Annotated in this window: 23 protein-coding genes and 1 pseudogene; 7 read left to right on the top strand and 17 right to left on the bottom strand. The window is 60.3% G+C overall.

From position 1 onward, the window contains the following. Positions 1-424: 424 nt before the first annotated feature. Positions 425-745 (top strand): hypothetical protein, encoded by a 321-nt coding sequence (locus AC25BC_RS32265; protein WP_128439407.1) that lies wholly within the window; start codon positions 425-427, stop codon positions 743-745. A 108-nt stretch (positions 746-853) separates the two neighbouring features. On the opposite strand, the gene AC25BC_RS32270 is transcribed toward AC25BC_RS32265, so the two are convergent. Then, entirely contained in the window at positions 854-1,819 is a 966-nt protein-coding gene (locus tag AC25BC_RS32270; RefSeq protein ID WP_128439408.1) for a TIGR03885 family FMN-dependent LLM class oxidoreductase, read from the bottom strand. 136 nt (positions 1,820-1,955) lie between these two features. Between AC25BC_RS32270 and AC25BC_RS32275 the strand changes: the two are divergent. After that, a pseudogene (locus AC25BC_RS32275) lies at positions 1,956-2,195 on the top strand (HNH endonuclease); the annotation flags it as partial. Between the two features lie 560 nt (positions 2,196-2,755). Here AC25BC_RS32275 and AC25BC_RS32280 read toward each other — a convergent pair. After that, positions 2,756-3,202: a hypothetical protein gene (locus AC25BC_RS32280; protein ID WP_206642393.1), complete on the bottom strand. Its 447-nt coding sequence runs from the start codon at positions 3,200-3,202 to the stop codon at positions 2,756-2,758. A gap of 24 nt (positions 3,203-3,226) precedes the next feature. On the opposite strand from AC25BC_RS32280, the gene AC25BC_RS32285 reads away from it, so the two are divergent. Continuing rightward, positions 3,227-3,952, top strand: coding sequence for a Crp/Fnr family transcriptional regulator (locus AC25BC_RS32285; RefSeq protein WP_128439410.1), 726 nt, complete (start codon positions 3,227-3,229; stop codon positions 3,950-3,952). A 1-nt stretch (position 3,953) separates the two neighbouring features. On the opposite strand, the gene AC25BC_RS32290 is transcribed toward AC25BC_RS32285, so the two are convergent. Beyond that, a complete protein-coding gene (locus tag AC25BC_RS32290; RefSeq protein ID WP_245459834.1) occupies positions 3,954-4,271 on the bottom strand; it encodes a DUF6894 family protein in 318 nt (105 codons plus the stop codon). A gap of 192 nt (positions 4,272-4,463) precedes the next feature. On the opposite strand from AC25BC_RS32290, the gene AC25BC_RS32295 reads away from it, so the two are divergent. Next, positions 4,464-4,973, top strand: a complete 510-nt coding sequence (locus AC25BC_RS32295; RefSeq protein WP_245459835.1) for a hypothetical protein — start codon at positions 4,464-4,466, stop codon at positions 4,971-4,973. 362 nt (positions 4,974-5,335) lie between these two features. Here AC25BC_RS32295 and AC25BC_RS32300 read toward each other — a convergent pair whose 3' ends face one another. The 4 genes from AC25BC_RS32300 to AC25BC_RS32315 form a co-directional block, all read right to left on the bottom strand. Beyond that, positions 5,336-6,430, bottom strand: a complete 1,095-nt coding sequence (locus AC25BC_RS32300) for a sialidase family protein (RefSeq protein ID WP_017997523.1) — start codon at positions 6,428-6,430, stop codon at positions 5,336-5,338. A gap of 15 nt (positions 6,431-6,445) precedes the next feature. Then, positions 6,446-6,748, bottom strand: a complete 303-nt coding sequence (locus tag AC25BC_RS32305) for a hypothetical protein (protein WP_003554697.1) — start codon at positions 6,746-6,748, stop codon at positions 6,446-6,448. 610 nt (positions 6,749-7,358) lie between these two features. Next, on the bottom strand, positions 7,359-7,676 hold the full coding sequence (locus AC25BC_RS32310) for a hypothetical protein (protein WP_244432310.1): 318 nt from the start codon (positions 7,674-7,676) through the stop codon (positions 7,359-7,361). Positions 7,677-7,704: 28 nt separating this feature from the next. After that, complete coding sequence (locus tag AC25BC_RS32315; protein ID WP_003554693.1) at positions 7,705-8,205, bottom strand: YciE/YciF ferroxidase family protein; 501 nt, start codon at positions 8,203-8,205, stop codon at positions 7,705-7,707. A 460-nt stretch (positions 8,206-8,665) separates the two neighbouring features. Between AC25BC_RS32315 and AC25BC_RS32320 the strand changes: the two genes are divergently transcribed. Continuing rightward, entirely contained in the window at positions 8,666-9,187 is a 522-nt protein-coding gene (locus tag AC25BC_RS32320) for a sigma-70 family RNA polymerase sigma factor (RefSeq protein ID WP_003554691.1), read from the top strand. Positions 9,188-9,393: 206 nt separating this feature from the next. Then, positions 9,394-10,194, top strand: a complete 801-nt coding sequence (locus AC25BC_RS32325) for an SDR family NAD(P)-dependent oxidoreductase (RefSeq protein WP_128439412.1) — start codon at positions 9,394-9,396, stop codon at positions 10,192-10,194. A 30-nt stretch (positions 10,195-10,224) separates the two neighbouring features. Here AC25BC_RS32325 and AC25BC_RS32330 read toward each other — a convergent pair whose 3' ends face one another. Both AC25BC_RS32330 and AC25BC_RS32335 read right to left on the bottom strand, forming a co-directional pair. Beyond that, entirely contained in the window at positions 10,225-10,347 is a 123-nt protein-coding gene (locus tag AC25BC_RS32330; RefSeq protein ID WP_003554688.1) for a hypothetical protein, read from the bottom strand. A gap of 123 nt (positions 10,348-10,470) precedes the next feature. Beyond that, on the bottom strand, positions 10,471-11,571 hold the full coding sequence (locus AC25BC_RS32335) for a flavodoxin family protein (RefSeq protein ID WP_128439413.1): 1,101 nt from the start codon (positions 11,569-11,571) through the stop codon (positions 10,471-10,473). Between the two features lie 173 nt (positions 11,572-11,744). Between AC25BC_RS32335 and AC25BC_RS32340 the strand changes: the two genes are divergently transcribed. After that, positions 11,745-13,142: a cytochrome P450 gene (locus AC25BC_RS32340; RefSeq protein WP_128439414.1), complete on the top strand. Its 1,398-nt coding sequence runs from the start codon at positions 11,745-11,747 to the stop codon at positions 13,140-13,142. Positions 13,143-13,184: 42 nt separating this feature from the next. Here the strand turns inward: AC25BC_RS32340 and AC25BC_RS32345 are convergent, their stop codons facing one another. From AC25BC_RS32345 to AC25BC_RS32380, 8 genes are read right to left on the bottom strand one after another with little or no spacing between them, the layout of a single operon-like run. Further along, a complete protein-coding gene (locus tag AC25BC_RS32345; protein ID WP_003554680.1) occupies positions 13,185-13,946 on the bottom strand; it encodes a TIGR04290 family methyltransferase in 762 nt (253 codons plus the stop codon). Between the two features lie 33 nt (positions 13,947-13,979). Then, positions 13,980-15,035, bottom strand: a complete 1,056-nt coding sequence (locus AC25BC_RS32350) for a UDP-glucuronic acid decarboxylase family protein (RefSeq protein WP_128406509.1) — start codon at positions 15,033-15,035, stop codon at positions 13,980-13,982. Beyond that, positions 15,035-16,165, bottom strand: coding sequence for a CgeB family protein (locus AC25BC_RS32355; protein WP_003554676.1), 1,131 nt, complete (start codon positions 16,163-16,165; stop codon positions 15,035-15,037). Before AC25BC_RS32355 ends, AC25BC_RS32350 begins: the two co-directional genes overlap by 1 nt. Beyond that, positions 16,162-17,250 carry a CgeB family protein gene (locus tag AC25BC_RS32360; RefSeq protein WP_128439415.1) on the bottom strand — a complete coding sequence of 363 codons (1,089 nt, stop codon included), beginning with the start codon at positions 17,248-17,250 and terminating at the stop codon, positions 16,162-16,164. The genes AC25BC_RS32355 and AC25BC_RS32360 overlap by 4 nt, the downstream gene beginning before the upstream one ends. Beyond that, positions 17,247-18,377, bottom strand: coding sequence for a CgeB family protein (locus tag AC25BC_RS32365; protein ID WP_128439416.1), 1,131 nt, complete (start codon positions 18,375-18,377; stop codon positions 17,247-17,249). The genes AC25BC_RS32360 and AC25BC_RS32365 overlap by 4 nt, the downstream gene beginning before the upstream one ends. Continuing rightward, complete coding sequence (locus AC25BC_RS32370) at positions 18,374-19,453, bottom strand: glycosyltransferase family 4 protein (protein ID WP_128439417.1); 1,080 nt, start codon at positions 19,451-19,453, stop codon at positions 18,374-18,376. The genes AC25BC_RS32365 and AC25BC_RS32370 overlap by 4 nt, the downstream gene beginning before the upstream one ends. 23 nt (positions 19,454-19,476) lie before the next feature. Further along, positions 19,477-21,519: an NAD-dependent epimerase/dehydratase family protein gene (locus AC25BC_RS32375; protein ID WP_128439418.1), complete on the bottom strand. Its 2,043-nt coding sequence runs from the start codon at positions 21,517-21,519 to the stop codon at positions 19,477-19,479. After that, complete coding sequence (locus AC25BC_RS32380; RefSeq protein WP_128439419.1) at positions 21,516-22,622, bottom strand: NAD-dependent epimerase/dehydratase family protein; 1,107 nt, start codon at positions 22,620-22,622, stop codon at positions 21,516-21,518. The genes AC25BC_RS32375 and AC25BC_RS32380 overlap by 4 nt, the downstream gene beginning before the upstream one ends. Positions 22,623-22,711: the final 89 nt, after the last annotated feature.

Here is a 22,711-nt window from a genome sequence, read left to right on the forward strand (position 1 = left end):
GGCATAGTCTCCGCCTCGGGATAAATTCCGGATCTGCACATCGACACCCTGAAGGTGAGAGCGCGGAATTTCCAGGCGGCTGCTTGTCCTCCCGCGGAATCCGCAAGCTGTGTAAAATCCTCGCTGCAAGACACGCTTCTGGGAGAGCGAGGGCCATTTGAATACATGTGCAGGTTTCGGTCAGCGTGCGGGCCTGAAGTGGGTCACCCTCTGACGCTTGCCTCCCATCGCCATTCCGACCAGCGTCCTTGTCTCATTCGAGCAAGACGACCGCGGATGACACAGGTCAACTCGGTCGTCCCGCTGTGGGTCGCGTATCTGTCTTGGTGCGTGCAATCGATACTTACGCTTCAGATAATTGGGAACAGAAGAGTGATCTTGATGTTCGAGGGCCGCAACGTAAACCACGAAGGAAACGAAAAAGATGAATATCAAGCTCATCTGCGCCTCAATGCTCGCGGCCGGTATGGCCACGAGCGCTTTTGCTCAGTCCAGCACCGGAGCTGGAACCACGACGGAACCCAATGCCATTGGTACCGATGGTCGTGCCAATGTTCAGACAATGCAGCCGATGACATCCGATCCAACCTCCACGGGCAGCACGACGAATGGATCAATGGGCGCGACCATGCCAGGCGGTTGCAGCGGCGGCAGTGATCCTGCGAGCGCCACCGCTTCGGGCTCCGTCCAGACCCAAGGTGGTCTAAGCGACGCGACCCCGCAGGGTCAGGCTTGCGCTCAGTAAGCAGCCAAACTTTTCGAACAGGAGAAGAGGTGGCGCTATGGTGATGCCTGTGGGTATCACCCGCCACTTCAGGAGATTGCTTGATCGCCTCCTGGCGGATGACGTGGCCTAGCGAATATGCGGCAATACTTCCTGCGCCATGAACCGCATGAAGCCATGTTGATCCAAGGAAACATTGTGCAAATAGACTTCCTCGAATCCGCATGATGCCAATTCACTGATGATTTCAAGCAGCTCGGATCCTTCTGTAATTAGTGGGACGAACTCTTCTATGTCCTCGGGCCTGAGGGTGTTGGTCACCTCGTCGAAGTCCTTGGGGCGCTTCAGGTCAGCTAAGACAGTCGGTGGCACGGCCGCATTGCGCCACCGCTCCCAGGCCGCCAGACGCGCTTCCTCCCTCGACATTGCCCACGAAACCTGAAGCTGCAAGACGAGCGGCTTGCCGTGGCCGCCATTATTTTCGAAGCGGCCGACAAGCTCTTGCATGCTCTCTTTGGATTTCCGCACCGTTATCAAGCCGTCGACCCAGTCGCCCATCCACCCTGCCGTCTTGGCGCTCAAGGCGGCGCCAAATATCGCTGGCGACCGCTCAGGCAGGGACCAGAGCTTGGCTTCTTCCACCGCGAACCAGGGATGACGAACGGTGACCGTTTCTCCGCGAAGGAGATCCCGGACAATCCCGGCACCGGCACGAAGCCGCGCGTCGCGTTCTGCTTTTTCGGGCCAGCCGCTGCCCACGACGCTTTCGTTCAGGGCTTCACCGCTACCGACTGCAATCCATCGAAAACGGTTCGGGTACATCTCGGCGAGGGTGCCGGCCAAATGCGCAAGTAGGGCTGGGTGGTAGCGCCAGCCACCGGGGATCGCGAGACTACCGAACGGCAGCGATGTCGTTGCAAGTGCTGCGCCGAGCCAGGCCCAGTTGTTACCCGAATTTCCCTGCTCCTCGCTCCATGGCGCGATATGGTCGGACGTCATGACGGCACCGAAACCAGCGCGCTCTGCAGCCTGAACAAAGCATAAGAGTTCGCTGGGCGAGAACTGCTCATGCGACGCATGATAACCTATCAGCATTTGGGCTCCCCGTGATCAAGGCAATGCTTTGGCAATCCAGAAATACCTTGCAGCCTATGACATGCAGTCATGAACCGCCGAAAAAACCCTTTGTTCCGCTGCCGTTAGCGGGGTCGAGTTATGCAGCTGTCCCTGAATAGTTCGTGACCGCCTGTTGCGGCGTATCGTTCCACAAACCTACGACAAGAGATTGCGATCATGGGTTTGAAGCTAATCATTGGTGGAGGCCGCGCCGAGGCAGATGCGGCTCATCTCCGCCAGGTGGAAACAAACTCTGCTATTCTTCCAACGGGATTGCGCTGGCCGGGACCGCTCATTGGATGTTGGCCCCGTTGACCTGTCGAATGATCTCGAAATCCTCATGGCGCGGCACGCAAAATGAAGAAGCTTTTCGAGCGTTGACAGCGGCGAGCACACCCCGATCGTCAAGGTCAGGTAGCTGAAGATTCTCGATCAACGCGTCCGCCTTCGGGAGCACGTCCCTCACACGGTCACGCGTGAACTCTAGGATTCCATGGACGGGCTCAGCGGTATCGGAGAATTCCGGATCATAGAAATGGATCCGAGCGGCGCGACCTGGCAATGCGCTTTTCGTGCCGCTGCCCGTTAATGCGATGAACGCCGGTCCGCTTTCGCCTTGCAAAAAGAAGCCCGCCGAAGCGGGGGAGGTTGGGAACGAACGGATCGCACAGGAAGGAAGGGGTGGCGTACGGCCCCGCTAAAAGAGGGGGACCTGTGCGATCCTTGTGGCCCAACGACAGATAGTCAGAAAAGTTCCTGTGCGTTTCTGCACCAGTCGGTAGATGGACCGCCAGTGACACCAGTCGTTTCGCCGCTTCGGTCCAAGGCCGCGAAAAGCTCTCGCGCCTGAAGAATCGCCGTGTCGGCACCTTGTTTCATTCGAAAAAAGAGCACATCTCGATGGGGTAAGCGCCGTCAGGAAAGCAAATGGCCTACGAGCGGGATATGGCTATCGTCTTCGATAGCGTGACAAAGGCGGTGATCGTCAGTTTCCGCGGAGTCACGGTCTATCTGCCAGGTCCCTATGCCGACCGAAAGGAGGCCGTCCTGATCGCCGAAGCGCATTGCCGCCGACTTGGCTGGCGAGATTGATTGCGACTTCTTTTCAACGATCGACGAGGGGCAGATATTTATATTGTGAATCGCTCGTCCTTTCGCAATGAGCGCGCATGCCGAGGCAAAATGTGCTAAGCTCTCTTGGTCGGCACCAAACATCGTTGCCGGCCTATCGCCACTGCACATCAAGGATTTCAGTGGCTTATGTGCGGTTTTGTCATAAACGCACACTTCCTCGGGACCTCTGGTCAAACCGACGGCCGTCCCGTAGTTTTTCACCACACCCACAGGCGTTTGGCTTGACATCCAAGCTCCCCACGCGGAGCTGCTATGCATCACTTCGACCAATCGACCGTCGAGAACACTCTACTGAAAATGTTGAGCGTAGACGGTTTCGCACGCCTCTCGGGAGCGATGGAGCGCATCGACCTTCCATTGCGGCACGTTCTTGTTGCCAGCGACGTCCCAACCACGCATGTCTGCTTCTTGGAAAGAGGCTTGGGATCCATGGTTGTCAGCAGCATCGACGAAGAAGTGGTGGAAATTGGCCACATCGGGCCCGAAGGCGCATCCGGCATGCACGTCGTCCTGGCGGTAGAGACCACCCCCACGCGCACGTTCATGCAGGTCGCAGGGTCGGGAATTATGGTGCCGATGGAGACGTTTCAGCGCGCGCTCGCCGATGATCCCGAGATGAAGGATTTCTTCCTTCGCTATGTTCACACAACCGTGCTGCAGCTCGCCCATTCGGCGCTCGCCAACGCCCGCTACAATATGCATGAGCGGCTGGCTCGGTGGATCCTGATGTGTCACGACCGCCTCGAAGGCAACAACCTGGCCATTACCCATGAATTTCTGGCATTGATGCTCGGTGTCCGGCGTTCGGGCGTCACCAATGAACTACACGTCCTTGAGGGCGTCCACGCCATCCGATCGACCCGCGGAAACGTTAGAATTCTGGACAGGGAGAAATTGATCGAAATTGCCGGTGGCTGTTATGGAGTGCCGGAGCGCGAATATGAGAGGTTGCTGGGTCTTCCGCTCGGCGCCAGGTAGATCAGCCCATTGGCTTCACCGCTTCCGAAAAGGGCAACACGAGCAGGATATCGCCTGTTTCGTTTCTGATCTCGACGCTTCTTGACGCGATGTCATATCCAAGCAGCACGGCACTGCTCATCAATGCGCGAGCATCATGCACCGCTTCAATGCGAGCGGCATCCAAATCAGCAAGCTCGGTTCCTTCCCAGTCGTCGAGCGATCCTGCTTCAGACAGAATGTTGAAGTAGAAGCGTGGCATTCGAAATCCTTCAAAGCCCGGCATGATAAGTCGCCTATCTTGCCGTTCCGCGGCGTTCAGATCAACAGCATTGGGCATGCCTTCGTCATCGCCGATCTGAACGCGGCAGCCTTGCGGAAACGCACCGGTGGTTGGCGTTGAGAACTTGGTGGGTTACGTGTTCATTTTTGCGGGGCAGTGGAAGTCGATCCCGGCACGCCCAGGGGGATATGTTCTTCAACGGCCCAGGCTTTCTGCTGGTTCTAGAGCGGAGCTGCTGACAGACTTTCCGTGCAGCTCGATCTGCTTACGACGGAAGAGTTCCTCAGTTCGCTCTGCACGCGGCTGCGGACCGGAAGCCTGCTGCCGCGAATTGCGACGGGCACGGCGGTACACCGAGACGACGTGATTCCGACAGATTGCAACCACCACCATCGCATCGCGGCGACTTTTCCAAGTGGTGATCATCGTTGGGCAACGCCCCTCGACCATTTATCCCAGGCGGACAGGACGCTTTTCCTAATTTGGCATTTACCAGCTTTCAAACGGGGGGCTGACCCATCTTGGAAATGGCGGCTGTTTTTCGTACGATCGAACAACCAACAAGGATTGCGCTGGGTGCTGTTCATTGCGATTGGCTTTGTCGTTGCTCACATTGCCCTGGCCACGGCGATCTTCGCGCTTCGTGGCGGCGACCAACTATGGGTCCTGGGGTTGGTTTTCGGCTGGTATTGTTTCGCCATGTTCGGTCTCATCGTCTATTTATGGGTTCGCCATAGAAAATCGACCGGGCGAGGATAGTTCACTCGAGGCGATTGCTGTCACGCTCGGCGACGGAACATCTGGGCAGATTCGCTGATCTTCGGCGCTGTCGCGTCTGATCTACGACGACGTCGGGACCCTAGTCCTAGCTAGGCCTAGGCAGCCTGGAAATATACGGCAGTCGATCAAAGGAGCGAGACGTTCTCACATGGACGAACCCCGGCGTGATTCCATTTGCTCGCCCTATCGAAGCCATGCCGAAGTAGGAATATGACAAATCTCTTACCGGTGGATTGGATGGAACGAGGCTTGCCAGGCATTTGGTCCGCTGGAAGGCGCCTTCGGGGCCTCGACAGGTACAGGGTGCCAATTGGGATGCGCGCACACTCGCACTCCCCTTCTCAATCTCCGATCGACGCGACAATGGAGGCTGCGATGTAGCGCTCCTCCCCCTCACCGTCGTTGAAGTAGTAGACGGCCAGTATGGACGCTTGATCGCGCTTGACGACGCGAGGATAACCGAGATCGGCCGTGCCGCCATCGCTTCGGATGATCTTCTCGGCGCCCCATGTCTGGCCGTCGTCGCAGCTCACGCGCATCCTGATGCCAAATGGCGGATCACGGTAACCGTAGACGAGCAGAAGCATGCCGTCGATCCGCCCGAGCGCGGGCGGATTGCCGTTGCTGCCTGTATTGTCGACGACGCGGCCTTTCCGCGTCCAAGTCTTCCCTTGGTCATCGGAAGTGAAAGCTTCTATCCAACCCTTGTCGCCGCCTGTCCCCATGCAGCGCGTCAGCGTCAGAATGGCGCCACCGGAAAGTGGCGTCGATGCCGGCATGATCGAATAGCCCTCGGGTTCTGGCCCCACAAAGCCTTGAAGGACGAAGCTGCGCCCGCCGTCCGCCGTGCGGGCGCAGAACACTCTGCCTTCCGCGCCATCCTCTTTGGAGGTGCTTAGCATGAAGAGCGCATCGTTCCTCCCAATAGGAACGATATCGGTTCGCGCGGAAATCGGAATGTCCAGACCGGTGAAAGGATATGGACCCCGCCATGTCCGTGCCCGATCCCGGCTGACATAGAACCAACTCACAGCATCGCCCTGCACATCGGTTCTGGCGCACATGACGATCGTCTCTGGATCGAGAAAGTCTATGGGTTGTTCCAGGCAGCGGAGTTCATCATCAGCCGACAGACGGAAACCAACCTTGAGATCGGCGTTCAAGTGCTCATCGGCCGAAAGTGACATCCCACCTGGCACGCGACCGGAGAACCGCTCGCTCATCCAGGTCAGACCGCCGTCCAGGCTCCGTGCCTGCCAAGGCACGAATGGGTAATCACGGTCCAGTTCGTGAAGCTCCCCCTTCGCTCCGAGTTTGCCGCGCGCGAAAACGACGACCACCTCGTCACCCCACGACCAAAGACCATAATTCGCCGGCCAGCCTGCGAACTCGTCGCCTTTGCGGTGGACCTCGAGCTTGCGGAATTGCGTCTCCATCGGGGCACCAAGTTGTCAGAGCGCCTCGACAGGAATCGCCCGCACCAGCAATTCATCCTGTCTGAGCAGTTGTTCGAGGTTGCGACGATATCGACGCCACCAGGCCCTATCGAGAGTGTCCACCATGACTTCAACTACGATGACGTCTTCTTCTTCCGCCCCCTCGCCGTTGGACCAAAGCCCCTTTGCTGGCGAGTTGAGGTATGCCGTCGCTCCGCCATGGCGCTCCGTCATCTCGCGTTGAACTTTCGCGATGACGTCTTCTATCTTGATCGTCGATTGCGGCGCTGCCGGTATAAATAGCTGTATCAAGTGCATGTCTAGTTCTCCTTGTCGCCAGACATCGACATAAGACGGCGTTGGATTGGGGTCGGCTTGCGGAGCCGCTGGTGCTCTTTACGACCGCAAGCAGGTCGACGTGAGTGCCAGCGCTGAAAGGGCCCCTCCACCGCGGATCCATGACGACCGCGCGAGCAAGTTTCGTCACTTAAAGATGACGAGGGAGCCACGCCTATAATTGGCCCCGGTCGCTCCTGCTTGCGCCTCTTTACGTCCCCCCAATCACGGTCGAAATTTGCACAACTTCCCAGGCACTTTCCACTTCCCGGCGTCTGGCCCAGTAGAAAAGCTCTGGTTCAAGGCTGGATGACTCAAGCATCGCGAACTCCCAAATCGCCTAACGCGCATGCGACGATGAACCGCTCCTCGGAGCGGAGTCCAAATCAGACAGCCAATCCGACCATCGCACATCGCGGGAATCCCCCAAGCGATCGCGGAGCCGTCCATGTCGGTATATCGCCACGAAAAGCGTTCGCAGGAACGCCTTTTTGTCTTAGGACATGGTGAACTGGCGCCAACCTTGAAAGCATCGGTCGCTAGGATGAGTCACACCTAGCTGTCCACCGTCGATCGATTGCGTTTCACTAGGCTAAGCGCCTATCGACGCATGCATCTGACCGCAGACCGCAAGGCTCTCACGCATTGCCTTCACCCGCATTTCGGCATCTTCGAATGAATACGCCCAGATCTTGGCGGACCAAGTCGATGGCCCCATCTCATATTCCAGTGCGAAGAGATACATTGTCTGCCCGTGTTCGTCTTTTCGGACGAATTGAGCGTCAGGCCGTTCGCGGGTATCGCGCAGTTTATCGAAACTAATTACGCTCATATCCAACTCATCTAGCATTGCGGCGCTTGCCCGATCGCCGAGGCGGGGCACAAGAGCCAAACGATGAACGGCCGCCATGCGGCGGCCGTGAAGGCGCGTCGCCGTATTAGGCCGCGCGCTTTCCCTTTACGTTTGCCGAGGTCTCGGCGATTTGCGTAAGTTTCTTGTCGGTCGCTTCTTCTTCCGCAAGCGTTGCCTGCAGTAGCGGGACGGCCTCCTTGAAGCCAAGCTGCTTGGCCCATGCGATCAACGTGCCATAACGGGCTATCTCGTAGTGCTCCACGGCCTGCGCCGAAGAGATCAGTCCGGCATCCAGGGCGACCGTGCCCTTGAACTCGTCCATGATCTCATCAGCTTCGGCGATGATGCCCTGAATGGCTTCGCAAGTCTTGCCACGTGCCGGCTTGCCTATCATTTCAAAAACCTGTTCCAGACGTTCGACGTGTGCCTGGGTCTCGTCCCGATGCTGCAGGAAACCGGCCTTGCCTTCCTCCGACTGGGCGGCACGGGCCATTTTCGGCAGCGCCTTCAGGATCTGTTTTTCGGCGTAGTAAATATCCTTGAGCGTGTCGAGGAACAGATCGTTCAGCGTCTTCTCAGTTGCCATTTGCGTCCTCCTATGGCGTGTTGATGGGCTCTCGCTCGGTCGAACATTAGCGCGGAGATGACGCCCCCGTAATGGCGGCGCCATCTCTGTCCGGCCAAGGACGAGACCGACTCGGGTTGCGGTCGGCGATTGATCAAACCATTGCCGACGTTTGTTGTTCCTGCGGCGCCTATCTTTTCACGGAATTTGGCAGTTATGCACGGAGCTCGCCGGATACGTGAATGTTATCAAAGCTGTGCGGCATCGCGTGGGAACGATTTTCGCCGGATCGTCGTTTCAAGTCCGGATCGTGGCGCCTTCCAGCGATGCCTTTGGGTGATCCGCAACAGCATTCCGGCGTCTTCATGCGTTCAGTTGACTTGGAGGCGGTCCGCCGATGAGCGAAAACGAGATTTTCGTCCGATATCGTACAGCAACGATTCAGATGCTTGGAACTTTCCTTTCATCCCAGGAGAGAAAAATGACGGCTCTATCTTCACAACGTCCCGCGTCGCAAGAAACATCCTCGGTCGAGCTGGAGATTGTCGAACTGACACCGGCGTTGCACGCATTTGCCCGAAGATTCCTGCGTAGTGAGGACGACATCGATGATCTCGTGCAAGAAACGCTGCTGAAGGCGTTGAATTCGATCCAGCTGTACCATCCAGGCACTTCTCTCAAGTCCTGGCTCTTCACCATCCTTCGAAATACGTTCTGCAGTAATTATCGTCGGCGGAAGCGCGAGCCGGTCGGAATGGATGTGACCATGGAACAGGTCTCTGTCGCCCCGAGCCAGGAGTGGGCGCTTCGCGAGCGTGAGCTGCGACAAGCAATGACGCGCCTCTCCGACGACCGACGCCGCGCGTTGACGCTGGTGGCCGCCGGAACAAGCTATGAAGATGCCGCCAGGATCTGCGGCTGCCGCATCGGCACCTTGAAAAGCCGCGTCAGCCGGGCCCGCGAAACCTTGCATTCGCTACTTGGGAACCAGCTGATCGACTGAGCGCTCCTGCTTCCGATACTCGTCACGTCGGGATGGGAAGAATGGCGACGGCGGGTTCGCATAGCCGTCTCTCTATCGCGGTTGAACATGGCGCGCGCCATGTACAGGATCTGTTGCGGCCTCTGCGTCTCGCACCCTCGCCGGAACATATCTTCGCTTTTCAGGTTCGGTGGCTTCACCTTTTTCCGAAGTCTAGGAGAAGAAACATGGATAAGCATGAACTTGGCAAGGGTCTCGCGGTGGTCACCGGCGCCTCGACCGGCATTGGCTATGAGCTGGCCAAATGCGCGGCGCGGGAAGGCTATGATCTGATCGTCGCCGCCGACGAGGCACGCATTCAGCAGGCAGCGTCGAGCCTGAAGGAGTTTGGCACGTCGGTCCAGGCAATCGAAACCGACCTTTCAACCGAGGATGGCGTCGACCGGCTGATGGAAGCCATCGAAGCTTCCGGACGTTCGGTCGATCTGCTAATGGCCAATGCCGGGCGCGGCCTCGGCAAGGGTTTCCTCGATCAGGATTTCGCGGAGGCCCGGAAAGTCGTCGATACGAATATCGTCGGCACCATCTATCTCGTCCAGCAGGTGGGCAACCTGATGCGCAGCCGCGGCGAGGGTCGCATTCTCCTCACCGGCTCCATCGCCGGCTTCATGCCCGGTTCCTATCAGGCCGTCTACAATGGCACGAAGGCTTTCATCAACAGCTTCTCCTTCGCGTTGCGAGAGGAATTGAAGGAAACGGGTGTGACCGTCAGCTGCCTGATGCCCGGCGCGACCGACACGGAATTTTTCAGACGCGCCGACCTCATGGATACCTCGGTCGGACAGGCAAAGAAAGACGATCCGGCCGAAGTCGCCAAGATCGGCTTCGATGCCATGATGGACGGCGAAGGAGATGTCGTCAGCGGCTGGAAGAACAAGCTCCAGGCGGCCGTCGCCAACGTGACACCCGCGAGCATCCTTGCGCATCAGCACGCCAAGATGGCTGAGCCAGGTTCGGGCAAGGAATAACCACGTTGCGGGCATGCCTGACCGGACCTCTCAATCGATCGACAGGAACGGCGCCGCGAGCGCACGGTTGCCGTTCTCATCGTCGATCTCGTTATCTTGCCCTGAATGGGCTGTCCCCGCATCCAATTCTGCGACCATTTCCCAGGCGGCCATCAACGTTTCCTGCTCGGCAGCCTCAACGTTGCAATTCGATTCCTTCGAGATCCCGTTCCACTTGGTCGCCGTCCCGAATATGAAAATAGAACCCTGTCATCGTCGTTTCGCCAATCCAGTCGCTCACTTCTCACGCGGTTGCTTCAACCGTCTTCCCGCCGCGACCATCTTGCCATTGCGTCGTGAGGTAATTCCCTCCAACAGGGTTCTGGCGGCATTGCGCACCTCTTGCTGAAAAGCGGTGTCCTTTTCGAAGGCGTCGTGGCTGGTGGCGTAGGGCTCCCAATAACCGATGTAACGGTCGACCTCGGCCAAGGCTCCGGCCGGGACGAGGTCCATCGACGTCAGCCAATCCGAGACGCTGCGGCGGACATTTTCGACGCCTTCGGTATCGCCATGGACGACGACAGAAAATAAGCGGCCGGAAAGATGGCGGGGATAGTCCCATCCTTGCATCTCAAGCTCCTTGGCCTCCTTGGCGTGTTTGCCATGCGTGCTCGTCGGATCTGGATTGCCGCCGTCGGCGCAGACAAGCCGGTCGATCATCAGTTTCAGCGGCGAGGGTGTCTGGTACCAGTTCACCGGACTGACGATCATGATGCCGTGCGCCTCGACCCACATTGGATAGATTTCGTTCATCCAATCGTGGATCTGTCCGAGGGAGTAGTTCGGGTAGCAGGAGCACGGCCAGTGACAGAGCACGGCCGATGTCGAGAAGCACGCCTTGCACGGATGGATCTGTCGGCCATATTCGGAAGCGATGCGGCTGAGGTCGAGGACGTTCACGGTTAGGCCGGCTTCGGCAAACACTTCCTTGGCGATCTCGACCATTCGGAAGCTTTTCGAAATCTCGCCCGGACAGGTATGTTCGCTTCGCGACGAGCCGTTGACGAGGAGGACGCGCGATGGCGCGTTTTCGTCCTCGAAGCGCGCTTGCGCAGCGCGGATTTGATCTCTCGCCTCGAGCCAATCGACGCCAAGATCATAGTCGGGATCGGCAAATCCTGGTCCAGCCTTTCTGGTTATCGGGCTCTTTCGCGAATGGGCGTATGCGTTCCATGCGGCCGCGGCCACCTTGCCGAGTTCGTTATCCAGTGTGTCGTAAACCCGATCCTTGAACTGGCTTAGGAAACGCCTCTTGAATTCTCGCTCGTCGAGGCGAGGGCTCGGGCTGCCTTTTCGCGGTTCGAGGTCAGATGCGTTCGCGGCTGGTTCGTCGGGCATGGGGCCTCCACGCATTCATGCGCTCGAAACAACGCGGTGAGCCGGCTTCTGTTCCGCTGCCTCCCAGTTGCATCGTCTATCGAGGATCGGTGATCAGCCCGGAACAATCGGCCGTTGTCCCGGTTCGGAAATAAGGCCGATCGGCTACTCCATGCAGCAAGGGCTTCGGGATCATGAATTCTCGCAATCGAGCCATCTTTTCCAGGGAAAGACCCGCCGGCTTCGTCCGGATAAATCGTGCCAGCCGGATCGACACTTTGCGTGTGGTTGCGGCTGTCATGGTTCCGACGGCTGCCAAAGGTGTCATCATTCGCCGCCCGATCATGGAACGCCTGGCACAGCGGCAGGATCTGGACACGGGTGCTGTCAGTCAGATGCAGCGGCTGGTGAAGAAATATGGCAGGGAGCCTCTGCTTTTGCCTGTCCCGTTCCGGCCGCAGCTGCTGGTGTTCGACCCCTCCGACGTCTCCACGGTGCTCGAGTGTTCAGTCCAGCCATTTGCCACGGCAACCCGGGTCAAGCGCTCCGCTCTTGCGCATTTCGAACCGAAAAACGTGCTGATCTCAGATGCCGCGCGGCGGGCCGAGCTTCGGCCGATCCATGAACATGCTTTGGCAAGCGCGGGGCGGCTGCATCCATCTTCGGCCGGCTTCAAGACAATCGTCGATTCCGAACTCCTGGAGATTTTGGACGGTATCGGTTCCGACCGGCCGAACGAACTCGATTGGTCTGCGTTCTCGCGAGCCTGGTTCCGGATTGTTCGCCGCACCGTACTCGGCGATCGCGCGCGCAACGACGTCACTTTGACGAAGACCTTGAACGACCTTCGAAGTCGGGCGAATTGGGCTTTTGCAGCTTCCATCGATCGGCGCAAGCGTCGGCAGTTTCAGCAGCAGCTCGGCCAATATCTGCGCGAACCGGAGGAGGGCAGCCTGATTGCTCGGCTGCCGAAAGGCAGCGATTTTGATTTAGAAAGTCAGGTGGCCCAATGGCTGTTTGCCTTCGACGCTGCTGGAGTGGCCGTTTTCCGGACGCTTGCGCTGCTTGCCTGCCATCCGAGCTACTGGGCCAACGCCGTTGACGAAGTTAAAGATCCCGACCTTGATCGTCCCTTCACGCGCAATTGCCTGCTCGAGGCTCTGCGTCTCTGGCCGACGACACCCGTCATTCTCAGAGAGCTGACCGAGGATGTCAAATCCGGCGACAGGACCGTGGTGCGCGGCACGGGCGTCATCATTTTCGCGCCCTTCTTTCACCGTGATCCCGAACTGGCTTATGCAAACCGGATGGAACCAAGTATCTGGGGGCGCAACGACACCTTGCCGACAGTCGGATTCGTACCTTTCAGCGCTGGTGCTGCCATTTGTCCAGCCCACAATCTCGTACCAGCGATTGCAAGCTTCGCCATCGGCGCGCTGTTGTCGGAGGCGGATATCACGCTGCTTCAGCCGTCTCTGACAGTCGACGACCTGCCCGGCACCCTCAACCATTTCGATATTCGGCTGCGGTTGAGCAAGCGGCCGGTGAAAGCCCGTGCACCGCATGCTGCGGCAGGCTTTCCGCCTCATTGAAATCCGTGCTTGGCGCAGCTGTGGTCCGACGAAACGAGTCTTTCAAGGTGCGGCCACCGGAGGCGGCTCAACCGCATAATGGCGTTGGCCTCGTCGACACAGATAGACCTCGCGTTCCGGATGGTCGTTGATTCGAAAGCCGGCGCTGCGCAGCATCGCCTCGACCGCCGCCTGGTTGGGGATGAACCAGTTTGTCGGATCCGACGCGTAGCGTTCCTCGACAAAGAAGAGCTTCGGATATTCAGGCTGGTCGAAGATGCTCCATTCGGAAAAGTCGTAATCTTCCCTAAGGTCGGGAACGCGCTCGTCGCCCCGCTGGAGGCATTGGAACAGCATCATGTCGCCGACGGCGTGTTCATAGAGAAGATCCAGCGCCAGCAGGGGGTGGCGCAGGTGGTAGAGCACGCCCATGAAGATCACCAGGTCGAATGTTTCACCCAGTCGGGCGACGTCGTAGACGGACATCTGCCGGAACTCGATCTCCGCTCCCGCTTGTTCCGCCGCGAAGCGGGCCTGCGCGAGGTAGCGTGGGTCGGAATCGATGCCGACGACACGGGCGGCGTTGCGCCGTTTCATCTCGAGGGCATAGAAACCCGCGTTGCAGCCGACGTCGAGCACGCTGAGGCCACTAAGATCGGCCGGCAGGACATGCTGGAACCCTTTCCATTTGAAGGTGGGATAATCTCCGAGGAAATGATCGGCCGCTGTCATGTGGCCGCCGATGTTCAAATTCTGAAACCACGGCCCGAGTTGCTGGATCCGCTTTTGCAGGTTCGGATCTCTCGTCGGCTGTGCTGCATCCATCTCGGCTCTCCTTTGTCTGTTATCGCTCTCGAGTCAGATGCCAATCGCGGCGCGTCCAGCTTTTGCGCGCCGTCGCCAAGTCGAGCGCCGCGTGACTTGCGCGTCATCGAAGTCGCCGTCTGGACGGGCCGCGGCGATGAACCAATCGGCCGTCAGGCGTAGACCTTCGGCAAGCGGAATCGTCGGCTGCCAGCCGAGAAGGTCTTTTGCGCGTGAGATATCGGGCCGTCTGCGCTGTGGGTCGTCTTGCGGCAGCGGCTTGTGGACGACGACGGATGTCGACGGCACCATGGCCAGCACCATGTCCACCAGCTGGTTGATCGTGAACTCGCCGGGATTGCCGAGATTAACCGGGACGCCCGGATTTGGATCGACATCCATCAGCGCCATCAGGCCCGCAACGAGGTCGCTGACGAAGCAGAAGGAACGCGTCTGGTCGCCGCTTCCATAAATCGTCAGCGGCGCGCCTGATATGGCTTGCACCAGCAGATTGGAGATGATCCGCCCGTCACTCGGCTGCATGCGAGGCCCATAGGTGTTGAAGATGCGGGCAACACGTGCGTCCACCTTGCCGGCCCGCAGCATATCGAAGCAAAGCGCTTCCGCCGCCCGCTTGCCTTCGTCGTAGCAGGCGCGCGGGCCTGTGCAGCTGACATTGCCGCGGTAATCCTCTGTCTGCGGATGCTCGACGGGGTCCCCGTAGACCTCGCTCGTCGACGCCTGCAGGAGCGAGGCATGATGCTGTTCGGCCAGCGAAAGCAAATTGCCGGTGCCGGCAACGCAGGTCATCATCGTATGCACCGGGTCCGCCTGATATTGTGGGGGCGATGCCGCGCACGCGAGGTTGTAGATCTGGTCCAAATGCTCGTCGACACCATAGAGATGGCAGATGTCCTTTTCGATCAGATGGAACTTCGGATGGTTGATCAACGGCCGGACATTGTCCTCCGATCCGGTGATATAGCTGTCGACACAGATCACCCGGTCGCCGCGGGCCAGCAGCGCATCGCATAAATGAGAACCGACAAAACCGGCTCCTCCGGCGACAAGCACGGTCTTTACTCTTCCGTTTCGCGTCCTTTGCAGCATCATGCGTCTCCTAAGCTGAAATGGATTGAGGCTGGGGACGATTGTCGTTCTCCCCCTTCTTCTGGCAGTTCTCGCAAGGCGGCGGCGAGTTCACGAGCGCGCACCTCGCCGGTATGGCGTTCAAGCACCGTCGCCCTGGCGGCCGATGCGAGCGCACGGCGCCCCGCGGCGGCGATGGTTGTCAGGGCGTCGACGACATCCCCCGATCCTTTGGCGATGATGATCGCCTGACCGTCGGCGAAGAACTCGTTCAAGCCGCGCCACTCGTCACTGATGATCGGCGTGCCGCACGCAGCGGCCTCGAATAGCCGCACGCTCGGCGACCAGCCCGCTGCGATCATGTCGGTTCGCGTGACGTTGAGCGTGAAACGCTGCCGGCTGTAGAAGCTCGGATGATCGGCAGGCGGCAGGTGTTCGATCCGCTCCACATTCGCCGGCCAGTCAATATTTTCAGGATATTGAGGACCGGCGACCACGAAGCTCAGATGCGGCAGTTGCCTGGCAGGCTCAATCAGCAGCCGCTCCAGCGTTGGCTGTCGGTCGGGGCTATAGGTGCCGAGATAGCCGAAATCCCAGCGGAAGGCTTCGTCCGTTGGCCGATATCGGCTCGCATCGACGGAGCAGTAGAGAGGGATCGCCTTGCGCGCGCCGTATCCGCGCTCGAGACCCGCCAACACGTCACCGCCCGAAAACGAGAAGTAGGCGTCGAAGGTCGCAAGCTGTCGGCGCGCCAGATATTCCTCGTCGCCGCGGTCGAGCTTCGCCAGCGTCACCGGCGTGTCGATGTCATAAAAGCACAGCCGTCGGGGCTTCAGGGCGGCGATCCTGTCGATAACCGCCACGCCGGATGGAACGTAGGACCCGATGATGACCGCGTCCGCCGCCTTGATCCGATCGGCATGGTTTTCGATCATCTCTTCGATGTCGCTGTAATGGACGAGCTGGCAAAAGTCGGGATCGGGAAGATCTCGGTGCGCCGCATACCAGGGCACGTCGCGCTCCAGGAACAACACTCGATGCCCCCCGGCGTGCAAGCCGCCGATGAGGGCGCGATAGGTCGTCGCGTGACCGTTGCCCCACGACGACGACAAGGAGAGGCCGAGGATGAGGATATCGAGCGGATTGGTCATTCGGCCGCCTCCGCTCGCGCGGCATGAGCGCGGAAGATGGCATCGGCGGTCTCGGCGCGATTGCTATAGGTATGTTCGGCAAGCACACGTCTTAGCGCCCGCTGTCCGATCGCCCTGGCCTGCTGCCATGTCAGGCCGGTCAAAAGATCGGCGACATCCTGGCCGTCGCGCGCCACCAGGATTTCTTCGCCTTGCTTCAGAAACAGGTCAATGCCTTGCCAGTAGTCGGTGATCAGGCAGGCGCCGGCGCCCGCGGCTTCGAAAACGCGGGTTGCCGGCGAAAAACCGTTTTCGGCCATGCTGGTACGGGAAATATTGAGCACCGCCTTCGGCGTCGCGTTGAACGCGTTGTGGTCGCGGGTCGGGACATGCCCGATGTGAACGATGTTCGACGACAAGGCTTTGTCGCTCCAGCCGGACCCGCCGAGCAGAAAGCTTTGCCGCGGCAGGCGGGCCGCGGGTTCGAGAAAAAACTGCTCGACCCGCGCTTCACGGTCGGGCAGACGGTTGCCGAGAAAGGCAAGATCCGCGGTGAACCGCGCCTCCTCCTGCACCGGATGATGGGTTTGAGGATCGAGCGCGTTGTAGATCGGCACGCAGTCGGCTGCCCCGAGGCCGCGATAGGCGTCGATCACGGGGTCGCCGCCGCCATAGGTGAGGATGAGGTCGATCCGGCTCAGCGATTTGCGAAGCGGGTGCTCGGAGTTCTGCCGCAGCTCGGAAAGCGTTGCCGGCGCATCCACGTCCCAGAAGATCTTCAAAGCCCCTTGCCTGGCATGGCGAAGGACTTCCTGCAGCAGGAGATCGTCCTCGAAGCCGACGCCGCTGGCTTTGACGACGATATCGGCCTCGGCCGCGGCCGCCGTCACCTGCTTCAGCGCCTCGATGGTGCCTTGATAGATGACGACCTTGCACCATTCCGGCGGATCGATGTCGCGGTTTTTCTGCCGGTCGTAAACGTCGGGCTCGTAGAAGGTGATGTCGTAGCCCTTCCGCGCCAAAGCGCGCAGCAGGCCGCGATAGTAGGTGGCGGCGCCGTTCCAGTAGGCGGAAACCAGGCTCGATCCGTAAAAGGCGATCTTCATTCGGCGGCCTCCTTGGCTTGCAACCGCCCGACGACGCCCGCCGTGCCGCATTGCTCCAGAATGGCGAAAAGTTCATCGACGCGATGCCGGCAGGTGTGCCGCGCCCGGATCGTCTCCAGACCGGATGCGATCAGCGAGGCCGCGAGAGCATCATCCGCCGTCACCTCGCGCAGCAGGCGGGTCATCTCGGTCCCATTCATGGCGGCAAGGTAATCTCTACCCGGCCTGAAAAGCGCCTCGGCATCGTGCCAGGGTGCGCAGATCAGCGGGATGCCGCAGGCGAGCGCTTCGAAGACACGGATCGTCGGAATGCCGGGGAGGTTTTCGACATAGGGGCGTCGCGGTACATGCACGGTCACCTTGTGGTCGGCGAAAGCGAGTGGCGCCTCCGCATTGGCGATCCAGCCGCCATAGGCGATGCCTGCATCCTCGAGAGCGTCGAGCGCCTGCCTGGGGTAGCGCACACCGCGAACGGTCGCCCTCAGCCCTAGCGCATGCGCGGGACGGACGAGGAATTCCATCAGCTCGGCGGAGCGCTCGTCATCGCCCCAATTGCCGATCCAAATGAGATCGCCTGTCTTTTCGATCTCCGGTCTCGGATAAAACAGCGCGTCGTCGGCCGCCTCATGCCAGGTAAAGACCGATCTGCCCCAACCGGCCCGCAGATAGCGCTGCCGCAGCGTCTCGCCGAAGGCGAGCACGGCGTCATAATCCTCAAGCGTCAGTCCGGCGATGTCGCCTTTCGCCGACACGGCCCGGTGATGCGTGTCGTGGAACAACAAGGTGAAATCAGCGCCTTTGCGCCGGGCTCGCCCGATCCGCTCCACCAGTGCCGGCTCCGTCCACTCGTGGACCACGACGACGTCGGCCTCGGCGATCGCCGCCTCGTGATCGAAATGCGCTCCGTAGATTTGCGAACGCAGCTGCGGAAACGTGTCGTGAAACTTCTCGACCGCCGTCGGCCCTTGATCGCTAAGCAGGTTGCCGCGGCTCCAGGATTGCTCGGGTTCGAGCGCCAGCGCCTCGTGATGGCGGCGGGTCAGCTCCCGCATGATGCCGCGCAGGAAGTGGGCGTTGCCATGGTTCCAGTCGGAAACCAGCGAATGGGTGTAAAACAGAAATTTCATGATTGCTCCGCCGCTACCAGGTTAAATTTGTCGTTCATCAGTCGTGCATAGGCTTCGAGCACCGCTGCCGCATGCCGTTCCAAACTGAAGACTCGCGAGCGCTGCAGCGATCGCACGACGAGTTCGGCGCGCAATTGCTCATCTTCGCTGAGGCGCATGCACGCGGCTGCCAAGGCCTTCGGATCATGCGGATCGAAGAACAGCGCGCATCCATCCCATAGCTCGCGATAGGTCGGGATATCGGACAGCGCCAGGGCCGCGCCGCATCGCGCCGCCTCCAGGACGGTCAGGCCGAAAGGCTCGTAGATGGATGGCGATACGACGATTTGCGCGCGCCGCATCAAGGCGATGGTCTTCGAATAAGGCAGCGGCCCGCGATCGTCGGCGTCGTCGAGCTGCAGTCGCTGTCCGTTAGGACCCGAGCAGGAACCTACCATGACGACGGGAAGGGGCATCACCGCTGCCGACCTGTCGAGCACCGCGCCATTCTTGCCCTCGTCCCACCAGCGCCCGGCCGCGAAGACGAAAATCTTCTTTGGACGCGGGTCGGACCCGACGCGACTGGCGTTGTGGACCACCTTCAGCCGGGAGAGAGGACCATAGGCGGCCTGCAGAGCGTCCGCATGGCTCCTGCTTGGCGCAAGCACGGCATCGGCGCGGTCGAAACCTTCACGGTTCGCGTCGCGCTGCCAGGCCCAGTCGGGGGGCACCGGCGTGCCGCGCACCGCGGCAAACCACGTGACGACGCAGGAATGGGAAACCACGACAACGGGCAGCGGCGTATCGATCCCGGCGGCCTGAGACGGCAGGTTGAGATGCAGCAGATCGGCGCCATAGGCTCTGGCGATCCGAGAGATTTCGGCGGGCGCGGCAGATATTTCGGCCCTGCTCGCCGCCATCCAGTCGAGAGGGGCATCGAGCCACACCAGTTGCCCAAGCGCTGTCGCTTCGCTGGTCTGTGTTGCCGACGGTGCGGGTCCGAGGCCCGCGAAAACGATTTCCATCCCCTCGCGCCGAAGCCCGGCACCGAGATCCATCGCATAGCGCCAGACGCCGCCAATCGCGTCGAGGGTCATCAATATTCGGTTTCGTCGACGGATCATGCCGAGACCTTTCGATCGCGGCGCAGGATCGGTCGGCCGCCGAAACGGTGTTCGATGAGCCACTCCGCCAGGTGCCGCAGTCCGCTTTCCCACCCCACACGCGCGCTCCAGCCAAGCGTGTGCTGGAGCTTACGTGTGTCCGCGACGAAGAAATACTGATCGCCGGCTCGCCAGTCGTCGAAGGAGGTTTCGACCGGGCGCCCAATCAGCTTGCCGATCTCGCGCAGGACCGCGAGCACGCTGACGGCGTTCGTCGGACCGCCCCCCAGGTTGAAGACGCGGCCCTTGACCCCGTCAATGCCATCGAGGACGCCGCGGTAGGCGGCAACCGCATCCGCGACGTGAAGAATATCGCGGACCTGCTTGCCATCGCCGTAGATCGAGACGGGCTCGCCGGCGAGCGCCCGGATCAGGAAATGCGCCACCCAGCCCTGGTCCTCGGTGCCGAACTGGCGTGGGCCGTAGATGCAGCTCATGCGCAGCACGGCCGTCGGTATGGAAAAGGATTTCGCATAGTCCAGCACATACTGGTCCGCCACGCCTTTCGAGCAGCCATAGGGGGTGCAGAAATCGAGCGGTCTGTCTTCGCCGATGCCATATGACCGGACGGTCGCGTCGACCGGCAGGTAGCGATCCTCGGCCTCGCGCATGGCGAGGTCGTCGAGCCCGCCATAGACTTTGTTGGTGCTGGCAAAGATCACCGGCGCACGTCGGCCCGCCTTGCGAACCGATTCGAGCACGTTGATCGTGCCGCGCGCATTGGCCTCGAAGTCGTCAATCGGATGGATGAGACTGGTGGTGACCGCGGTCTGGGCGGCGAAGTGAAAGACCGCCTTGGCATCGGCGAAGGCTGCCTCGATGCTTCTGGCGTCGCGCACGTCGGCAAGCACCGGATGTACGTTTGAGCCATGCCTCTCGGTCAGCCAGCCGAGGTTCTGATCGACGCCTGGCCTCCCGAGATTGTCCAGCACGACGACGTCTTCACCGTCCTGGAGGTAGCTGTCGGCGAGGTTGGAGCCAATGAAGCCGCAGCCTCCGGTGATGACGATCGGGGCGGCTCCCTTGGCGACGTTGGGGGTGGCGAGCCGGGCGACCTGCTCGAGCCGTTCGACGCCGCCTTCCATCAGCAGGCGCGCGAGCAGCTTCGGCTGGTTCTCGTGGGTGACGGCACCGAGATGGTAATGCCGCGGGTCGAACCACAGGCCCTCCTGCACCGGCACGTCCGGCGGCACATCCCGCCAGGAATACCAATACATCCGGTCGGCCGGCACGCTCAGAGCCTTCACGAAACGCCGCGCCTGCTCCATCTCGTCGTTGCGCCAGGTCGAATAACCGGTTTCGGTGATCCAGATCTCGGCCTTGTCGTTGAAGCGTCCGATAATGTTTCGCATCTCGCCGAGATGCATGTCCCAGCCGCTCCAGGTGCCTTCCTCGCTGTCCCATGTGCCGGGAAAACCGTGAAAGCCGACGGCATCGACGACGCCAAGCACGCCGCGTTCGCCCATCAGGTTGAGCCAATAGGGATCGAAAGGGCACGGGCCCCCGAGCACCGGCTTCCAGCCGCGATGCTTGGCCCAATAGGCCGCGGCGCCGACCATCTCGCAAAACAGCAGGAAGTCCTTGTCCTCGCGCCAGTCCCAGTCGAGCAAGTTGTTTGGCTCGTTCCACAATTCGACATGGCTGAAATACCGACCATATCTGGTGAGCACGTGATCGACGAAGTCGGCATAGGATTTTAGATCGGCCGGTGCGCCGGAAGACCGTCCTGTCCGGGACAAGGACGGCGGCGTGTAGTGAATGCAGGGGAGGAGATCGATCTCGCGCCCAAGCTTCGGGATCAGCCAATCAAACCATGCCTCGCCTCCCGGAGCCAGATATTCAGCCCATGACAGATGCGTGCGCAAGTAGCTGGCGCCGCTTGTTCCGACGTCTGTGATCGTCTGCGACGTCCGCTCGTATTCGCCAGGGCGAAACCACTCGACGAAGCCATAGGGTCTCGAGCACGTGCCGGTGCCGGCGGAGAACGCGGATATAGTCATGATACCAGCCCTCTTTCCTCCAACTGTCGTTTCATCTCCGCGCCGCGATCGATCGCTCCGGCATTTCTCACCCAATCGGCGAAAGGTCCGAGCGTGTTTTCCAGCTTGAAGCGCGGCTCGAAGCCGAGCAGTTCGCGCGCCTTCGCGATGTCGGCAAAGCAGTTGCGGATATCGCCGGAGCGCGCCTTGTTCATGATCTCGGGCCGTATCTCCGGCACGCCCATCGCGTCGGCGAGAAGCGTCGCGACTTCGGTGATCGTATAGGCCTGGCCGCTGCCGATATTGATCACATGTCCCGGCGCGTCGGGTTTTTCGAGCGCCAGGCGGAAGGCGCGCGCCACGTCGCGCACATGCACGAAATCCCGTCGCTGCTCGCCGTCCTCGAAGATCATAGGCGGCTGGCCATTGGCGAGCCTCGAGGCGAAGTTCGCCAACACGCCGGTATAGGGATTGGACAGGGCCTGGCCGGCGCCGAATACGTTGAAGAGACGGAGCGCCACTGCCTCCACGCCATAGGCTTCGCCAAAGATCAGGACCTGTTTTTCCTGCGCGTATTTCGTCAGCGCGTAGATCGAGGCGAGATCGACGGGCTTTTCCTCATCCGTCGCGACCGGCCTCAGGTCATTGCCGTCAGCGCCACGCGGATCCCATTGGGCGGCCCTGATCTGGTCGCTGCGTCGCCTGACCAGATCGAGTTGCGCGCCTTCGGCGGTCTCATATCGGCCCTCGCCATAGACGCTCATGGACGAGGCGACGACAACGCGTCTGGGCCGGCGACCGATCATCGCCTCCAGAAGGACCGCCGTGCCAAGATCATTGCCGCCGACATATCGGGCGATCTCGTACATCGACTGTCCGACGCCGACCTCAGCGGCGAGATGGATGACGCCATCGGCACCCAGCAAAGCCCGTTCGACCGCGGTTTTGTCCCTAACGTCGCCGCGCATGATTTCGGCGGCCTCGGGCGGCGCCGTTTCGGCATCGCCGTGAACCTGATCGATCAACGCATCGAGGACCCGCACCTCATAGCCGTTGTCGAGAAGTTCCTCGACAACATGTCTTCCAATAAAGCCGCAGCCGCCGGTTACAAGGATCATCGCCATCTGATTTCCGTTCGCTCAAGTTGAGATGACCCGCCGAACCAAGCGCGGCGAAGATTGTTCCGGCTTCAATGTCATCTTCTTTGACATGT

This window comes from Rhizobium sp. WSM409, from assembly GCF_057653825.1.

Bases quoted from the DNA above. Each gene is read 5' to 3' on its own strand.
- AC25BC_RS32320 (WP_003554691.1), top strand. From the start codon at position 8,666: ATGACGGCTCTATCTTCACAACGTCCCGCGTCGCAAGAAACATCCTCG.
- AC25BC_RS32280 (WP_206642393.1), bottom strand. From the start codon at position 3,202: ATGTCAAGCCAAACGCCTGTGGGTGTGGTGAAAAACTACGGGACGGCC.
- AC25BC_RS32365 (WP_128439416.1), bottom strand. From the start codon at position 18,377: ATGAAATTTCTGTTTTACACCCATTCGCTGGTTTCCGACTGGAACCAT.
- AC25BC_RS32305 (WP_003554697.1), bottom strand. From the start codon at position 6,748: ATGCACTTGATACAGCTATTTATACCGGCAGCGCCGCAATCGACGATC.
- AC25BC_RS32290 (WP_245459834.1), bottom strand. From the start codon at position 4,271: ATGCCCAATGCTGTTGATCTGAACGCCGCGGAACGGCAAGATAGGCGA.
- AC25BC_RS32375 (WP_128439418.1), bottom strand. From the start codon at position 21,519: ATGACTATATCCGCGTTCTCCGCCGGCACCGGCACGTGCTCGAGACCC.
- AC25BC_RS32300 (WP_017997523.1), bottom strand. From the start codon at position 6,430: ATGGAGACGCAATTCCGCAAGCTCGAGGTCCACCGCAAAGGCGACGAG.
- AC25BC_RS32270 (WP_128439408.1), bottom strand. From the start codon at position 1,819: ATGCTGATAGGTTATCATGCGTCGCATGAGCAGTTCTCGCCCAGCGAA.
- AC25BC_RS32335 (WP_128439413.1), bottom strand. From the start codon at position 11,571: ATGCCCGACGAACCAGCCGCGAACGCATCTGACCTCGAACCGCGAAAA.
- AC25BC_RS32330 (WP_003554688.1), bottom strand. From the start codon at position 10,347: ATGGCCGCCTGGGAAATGGTCGCAGAATTGGATGCGGGGACAGCCCAT.
- AC25BC_RS32310 (WP_244432310.1), bottom strand. From the start codon at position 7,676: ATGGCGGCCGTTCATCGTTTGGCTCTTGTGCCCCGCCTCGGCGATCGG.
- AC25BC_RS32340 (WP_128439414.1), top strand. From the start codon at position 11,745: ATGAATTCTCGCAATCGAGCCATCTTTTCCAGGGAAAGACCCGCCGGC.
- AC25BC_RS32380 (WP_128439419.1), bottom strand. From the start codon at position 22,622: ATGGCGATGATCCTTGTAACCGGCGGCTGCGGCTTTATTGGAAGACAT.
- AC25BC_RS32325 (WP_128439412.1), top strand. From the start codon at position 9,394: ATGGATAAGCATGAACTTGGCAAGGGTCTCGCGGTGGTCACCGGCGCC.
- AC25BC_RS32370 (WP_128439417.1), bottom strand. From the start codon at position 19,453: ATGACCCTCGACGCGATTGGCGGCGTCTGGCGCTATGCGATGGATCTC.
- AC25BC_RS32360 (WP_128439415.1), bottom strand. From the start codon at position 17,250: ATGAAGATCGCCTTTTACGGATCGAGCCTGGTTTCCGCCTACTGGAAC.
- AC25BC_RS32315 (WP_003554693.1), bottom strand. From the start codon at position 8,205: ATGGCAACTGAGAAGACGCTGAACGATCTGTTCCTCGACACGCTCAAG.
- AC25BC_RS32350 (WP_128406509.1), bottom strand. From the start codon at position 15,035: ATGCTGCAAAGGACGCGAAACGGAAGAGTAAAGACCGTGCTTGTCGCC.
- AC25BC_RS32355 (WP_003554676.1), bottom strand. From the start codon at position 16,165: ATGACCAATCCGCTCGATATCCTCATCCTCGGCCTCTCCTTGTCGTCG.
- AC25BC_RS32345 (WP_003554680.1), bottom strand. From the start codon at position 13,946: ATGGATGCAGCACAGCCGACGAGAGATCCGAACCTGCAAAAGCGGATC.
- AC25BC_RS32265 (WP_128439407.1), top strand. From the start codon at position 425: ATGAATATCAAGCTCATCTGCGCCTCAATGCTCGCGGCCGGTATGGCC.
- AC25BC_RS32285 (WP_128439410.1), top strand. From the start codon at position 3,227: ATGCATCACTTCGACCAATCGACCGTCGAGAACACTCTACTGAAAATG.